This window comes from Nitrospirota bacterium, from assembly GCA_020846775.1.
In the GTDB taxonomy this organism is placed as follows: domain Bacteria; phylum Nitrospirota; class 9FT-COMBO-42-15; order HDB-SIOI813; family HDB-SIOI813; genus RBG-16-43-11.
Map to the genome: position 1 here is coordinate 23,471 of JADLDG010000087.1, position 6,033 is coordinate 29,503.

The window sequence follows — 6,033 nt, forward strand, 5'->3', positions numbered from 1 at the left end:
CCTTTTTATTATGCGAAGATTCCCGGAACATGTCAAACAAATTTACAGCATTAATCAGAGTTTTATACTGAAGTCCCATTTATCAAGCGTCAGGTTTTGGTTGTAGTAGGGATCCCCTGCTGAAATGACATCCTTCCACTTATTCAGCATAAACTCCTTCTCCCTGGCAAACCGCTCTTTGCCTTCAGGCGTTGGTGTTTCTTCATGTCCTTTGCTTGCTCCGCTCGCTGAGTCATAGTGATAAAGTTCTGCGTAAGGGGTAAAAACGATGAGATAGCCCTTCTCCCTTATCTTCAGACAGAGGTCCACATCATTGAATGCATGAGACAGCCTTTCCTCAAATCCCACCACCTCCTCAAATACGTTCTTGCGTACCATCATGCAGGCTGCCGTTACCGCACTAAGATTCTGAATGACGTTTAATCTGCCATAATAACCATTGCTTGTCCGTGGAAAGTCTTTATGTGCATGGGCGGCAAGACCACGCAGGCCGACAATTACGCCCGCATGTTGAATAGTATCATTCGGATAGTAAAGCTTTGCCCCTACTGCACCCACATCTTCCCGCTGGGCAAACTCAAGCATGGCTGAAAGCCACTCTCTGCTGATCACCTCTGTATCGTTATTCAGGAACAGGAGATAATCTCCGTGCGCAGAATTAGCGGCAAAATTATTGATCGCTGAGAAGTTGAAGGGCTTATCATAAGAAATCACCCTTATCTTATGTCCATCATCTATTCCCCCTTTATCAAAGGGGGATACAGGGGGATTTTCCCCAAGCATATTAAAATATTCTTTAGTCTCCTTCTCTTTACTCTGATTATCCACAATCATTATCTCATAATCCTTATAATCCGTTCTCTCAATAATAGAGGCAACACACTGTCTCAGCAATTGAACCTTATCCTTTGTCGGGATAATGATACTGACCTTCAGAGATGGCCGTATCTTATACCTGACACGGTAGGATGCCGGGAACAATCCATCAGAGACTTCCGCATCAACTCCCCTGTCTTTCAGATACTCACTTATCGCCCTTTTAGCCGCATCCAGAGCATAAGGCTTGGCCATCAGCTCAGATGAGGCAGAGCCGGATGCCGCCCTCCAGTGGTATAACACTTTGGGGATATGCCTGATGTTGTTTGTAGTTTGAACGACACGGAGAAACAAATCGTAGTCTTGTGCCCCATCATAGCCTTTATGAAAGCCGCCTATCTTGTCAATTATAGCCTTTTTAAGCACCGAAAAATGGCTTACATAATTATATGACAGAAAGGTATCCGGAGACCAATCCGGTTTGAATAATGGTGCATATCTCGTACTACCTTTCTCCATGATTTTATCCTCATCAGAATAAATTAAATCTGTTTCCGGATGCTTATTGAGGAGCTTTGCAACCTCATAAAGTGCAAAGGCAGCAAGCATATCATTGTAATCAAGAAAAACAACATATTCACCCGTGACATGTTTCAACCCCTCATTGAGACGTCCTCCACTACTACGATTATTAAATAGAGTTGCAAACTTTATCCTGTTGTCTTTTTCAGCATATTTTTTTTTCAGACCTTTTGCATCAGAGTTATCAGATTCCACATCCATCAGGAACAATTCCCAGTTTTCATATATCTGATCCATAACGGAATTCACACACAATTTAAGATATACATTGTCAGTGGAGCAGACCGTGGTAATTATACTTACCTTGGGCCGGTATGGCCATGAACGGGATTCTGTCCGCATATCCTTTAATTGCACGTACTCAGGTTCATTTCTGGATATCCATACATTATATGAAGGATCCCCGACGTTGTCTTTTCTATGAGGATAGCCAAGCGACTTCTTTATTCGTCTGATAATATTATGTTTCATCGCAGAAGTGAAAAGGTATTCTTCGTCATTCCCTCGAAAGCGGGACTCCAGCATCCTTCCTCTTAACTGAGAGAAATGGAAATAGTTTCGCACTGATCTGACGGATTTTCCTTAACACCCGCCAGCATGCATTTGAGCGTATTCTATTTAATTCCTCCTTTAATGTAATCAGTTCCTGTTGACTCGTCTTCGCCGCATTGCTAAGCTTAACAAGCTGTTTATCCAGATCATTTGCGACATCACACATAGTGCTTGATTTGATATCCATCTTAAACTCAGCATCGGATGCCATGGCAATGAAATACCTTGGAACTTTTTTATCTGATCCCACAAAATTATATTCCTTCGAACCTTTGTCAATCACATATTCAACAAACCCTGGATGATCCTTAGAAGATAACGGCCATATGTTCGATCCAGTGTAAATGCGCTGGCCAAGAAAACTGATATTCTTGAAATATTTCTTTAAAAGCTCATTAAACTGATCAAAATAAAGTTCACTGACATGAAAGGGATTACTGAATTGAGCTTCTTCGCTATATATATTTTTATCAGGTGTTGATACTATGAATAACCCTCCCGGGGCCAATAACCTCTTGACTTCATTCAGGCACTTCTCATGATATTCTATATGCTCTATGGCCTCATAACAAACAATTACGTCATAAATACCTTCTCCCTTAATAGGAACATCAGTAATGGAACCAGTCTTATACTGTAAATTATCTTTTACATACTTGCTGCCTGCATGCCTTATCACTTCCTCATCTATGTCAATGCCAGTGACGAGGCTGGCTGTATCGGACATTAAGTGACTGCCATAGCCTTCACCGCAGGCCAGGTCCAAGACTTTCAGATTCCTGACGAACTGTGCTGCATATGCATATCTATGCAAATGTTCATAATTAATAAATGCATCTTCAAGCCACGGTAAATAGCGCTCACCTGTACCTTTTAGCATACTTACAATCTCCTGTTAAATTCCAATTCTTCATTCATCCCGATAATTGTTATTTCATAATATAGTGTAATCTACTTTCATATTATCAATTCCAATTAGGCCAAATATCTTTTTTGCAGTAGCCGCTTCCACTATTAAACAATCATACACCCAATCACACATTATATTTGCCTCTTGTATCCCATCTGCTATGGCCGGTGAAAAAGAATAGCTTCCATGAGCAACGAATGGCCAGTAAAAACCAAATTTAACTTCAAGCCTCACTCCTGGCTGCAGTTCCGGGAGAAAAAGGCCCTCATAATCTGTATTTGTCACAAAGATTTCATTGCCCATTTGATTACGAACTGTAAATCCCACTATTGGCCGTATAACTTCATGAATACATTCTATAGAGATTACAGCTTGAACAAAAGCACCAGCCCATAATGCTTTAACATGTTCACCTTGATTATCCAAAAGCTCCATCCCTTTAATCTTAGCGGCGCCATTACCAAATTCATTACTACTGTCGAAAACATCTTCAGACTCATCCATCTCAGCATTAGTAATACGAAGATTACTGGCCGGGGTTGGTGTATCCTGAGTCAGATTTTTACTTTTCGGAGAATTGTCTTTTGAATTATACATATATGCGAAGTATCGTTCAGAAATTGGCTTAGGACTACCTGAGTCCTCAATCTTGCCTCCCCTTAACCAAACAACCTGATCACATAAATTCACTACAGCCTTCATATCATGAGACACAAATAATATAGTCTTCTTTTCCTTAAACTCCCTGATCTTACTCCAGCAACGATGCCGGAACATCACATCTCCGACACCCAATGCCTCATCAATAATAAGTATGTCCGGATCAACATTTATGGCAGCGGCAAAGGCTAACCTGACATACATACCACTTGAATAGGTCCTGACCGGCTGGTCTATAAACTCCCCTATCTCAGCAAATCTTTCAATTACAGGTAAACGCTGGGCCATCTCTTTACTGGTAAATCCCATTAATGCACCATTCATATAGACATTTTCCCGACCGGTAAATTCAGGGCTGAAACCGGCACCTAACTCAAGCAGGGACGCAACCCGTCCATTCACCGTGACACTGCCGCTGGTTGCCCTCACAACACCAGAGATAATCTTAAGCAGTGTACTCTTTCCGCTCCCGTTCTGACCAATAATACCAACTGTCTGTCCCTTTGCTATTGTAAAGGATATATCATTTAAAGCATGAAACTCATGATGGTATTTTCTCCCCTTGAGACTGATGAGTTCACGGACGCGGTCCCTGGGAGACTTGTATAACCGATAGATTTTAGTGAGGTTATTGACTTCGATTGCGGTCATAGTACGTCAGCAAAGTTGGGTTTTAATTTCCTGAAGGTAAAGGCGCCTGCTATAAGAATTACAATTCCAGCTACTAAGAGGTACATAAGACCAGTTATATCAACGCTTGTTTTTCCTAAAAGTGCTGTTCGGAATCCTTCTATTATATGAAGCATGGGGTTCAGCCTGAAAAACCTGAGCAGACTGCCTGGTATTTGTTGCTGAGGATATATAACCGGTGTGAGATAAAACCATATGTTTACTATTACGCCTATGATATGCCCGATATCCCGCAGATATACAGTAAGCGATGACAACAACCACGATATCCCTAATGAGAATACTATAAGTAGTAATAAATAAGGCATCATTAAATATATCTTTGGCGAAATTCCTTGACCACTTGCGACAAGAAATACAACAAGAATAGCAATTGCAAGAATGTGGTTAATTAAGGCCGCTGCAATGTTTACAATCGGCAGAATCTCTGAAGGAAATACCATCTTTTTAACAAGGTTTCCCTGATCTATCACGGCCTTAGGGGCGCGTGTAATTATATCTGCAAAAAACATCCATGGGAGAAGCCCTCCAATCAGCCAGAATACAAATTTGGTTTCACCATATTCAGGTCCCAACCTCATTTTTAACACCACTCCAAATACAAAATAATAGAGCATAATCTGTGTGAGGGGATGGATAACAGACCAGAAAATCCCTAACATGGACCCCACATAACGCTGCCGCAAATCTCTGATGACCATACTCCTTATCATATAACTGTTCTTGTAGAGTTGGCGTCCAAAAAATATCAGCATTTTAAAATATTTCATAATCATTAATAGTTCCAGGATTGAAAAGTACCCAAGCTACTTTTGATTGTCCAAAAGTTCTTTGAATAGATCTTTGTCTTCCACAAAATCACGGCCATTGTAGCGCCATATCATACCATATCTTAAAAGTACTTCGCGTACGTTGGTTTCTTGTTGCTGCGGGGTAAGATAATGGAGTTTGGCAACAGAATAAAGATCATGAATACCCTTCAGATACCAATATGCAGGAAGTTCAGAGTAAATGAGGCGGTTAGGATTGTCCAAATAGTATTGGCCTTCTATACGATAACGGGCTTTATAACTATTCCATTTCCTGACAGTCGTTGTAGAGCCAATTAGTAGAAACAATGTTATAATTAAAATAAAAGAAATACATAACATCCTTATTCTTAATTTAAAGAAAAGATAACCTCCTGACAGAAGCAAAATCGAATTCAAATAGAATGCTACTCTATACCATGTTCCATGTTTATTATAGCTGCCCAACATTGCATAAGCGGTAGGGAAAATAGACACTAACGCCGTTATAACAAGTAATAATAAAAATAGAACGATATACCATTTGACCATCCGAGTTACAATGAGAATAGAACCACAAACCACAATAAAAATGCAAACCAAATATCCTCCCCAATTACCAGTCAGAATAAATGGAATTTTTGAAATCCATCTAAGGGTATCATGTAAACTTGGGAAAGGCATTGCATATTGAAGATTAGTACCAAATATAGATGTTCTCCAAATGAAATAAATACATCCTATCACAACAATCCCTACTGCAGATCGATATTTCTTATAATAGCTAAGGTAACAGAACAAATAAAATAAGGTTGTTGATGCAAATATCTCTTTATAAAGAACTGATATAAAGGCCGAAATAAAAATACCAGACATAATTACGATACTTTCATTTTCATCACTGCTTACCTGTTTATAAGCAAACATAACTGCAATAAGTGTAAATAAAAATCCCTCCATGTAATGACGAGTACCAATAAATTCGTTTATAACAATTGTCGATGGGAGGATCATCCAGAGCAGAGTTAATATAAA

The 6,033-nt window shown here is 39.7% G+C and carries 5 protein-coding genes; all 5 read right to left on the reverse strand.

Going from position 1 to position 6,033, the window contains the following annotated elements; all coding sequences use genetic code 11:
• Positions 1–54: 54 nt before the first annotated feature.
• The gene (locus tag IT392_10580; protein MCC6544924.1) at positions 55–1,923 is read right to left on the reverse strand and encodes a glycosyltransferase family 2 protein; all 1,869 of its coding nucleotides are present in this window, start codon (positions 1,921–1,923) and stop codon (positions 55–57) included.
• Positions 1,895–2,830 carry a class I SAM-dependent methyltransferase gene (locus IT392_10585; protein MCC6544925.1) on the reverse strand — a complete coding sequence of 312 codons (936 nt, stop codon included), beginning with the start codon at positions 2,828–2,830 and terminating at the stop codon, positions 1,895–1,897. Before IT392_10585 ends, IT392_10580 begins: the two co-directional genes overlap by 29 nt.
• Positions 2,831–2,884: 54 nt before the next feature.
• Positions 2,885–4,171, reverse strand: a complete 1,287-nt coding sequence (locus tag IT392_10590; GenBank protein MCC6544926.1) for an ABC transporter ATP-binding protein — start codon at positions 4,169–4,171, stop codon at positions 2,885–2,887.
• Complete coding sequence (locus tag IT392_10595) at positions 4,168–4,965, reverse strand: ABC transporter permease (protein MCC6544927.1); 798 nt, start codon at positions 4,963–4,965, stop codon at positions 4,168–4,170. The genes IT392_10590 and IT392_10595 overlap by 4 nt, the downstream gene beginning before the upstream one ends.
• A 51-nt stretch (positions 4,966–5,016) precedes the next feature.
• A partial coding sequence (locus IT392_10600) for a hypothetical protein (GenBank protein ID MCC6544928.1) occupies positions 5,017–6,033 on the reverse strand: 1,017 nt, incomplete at its 5' end.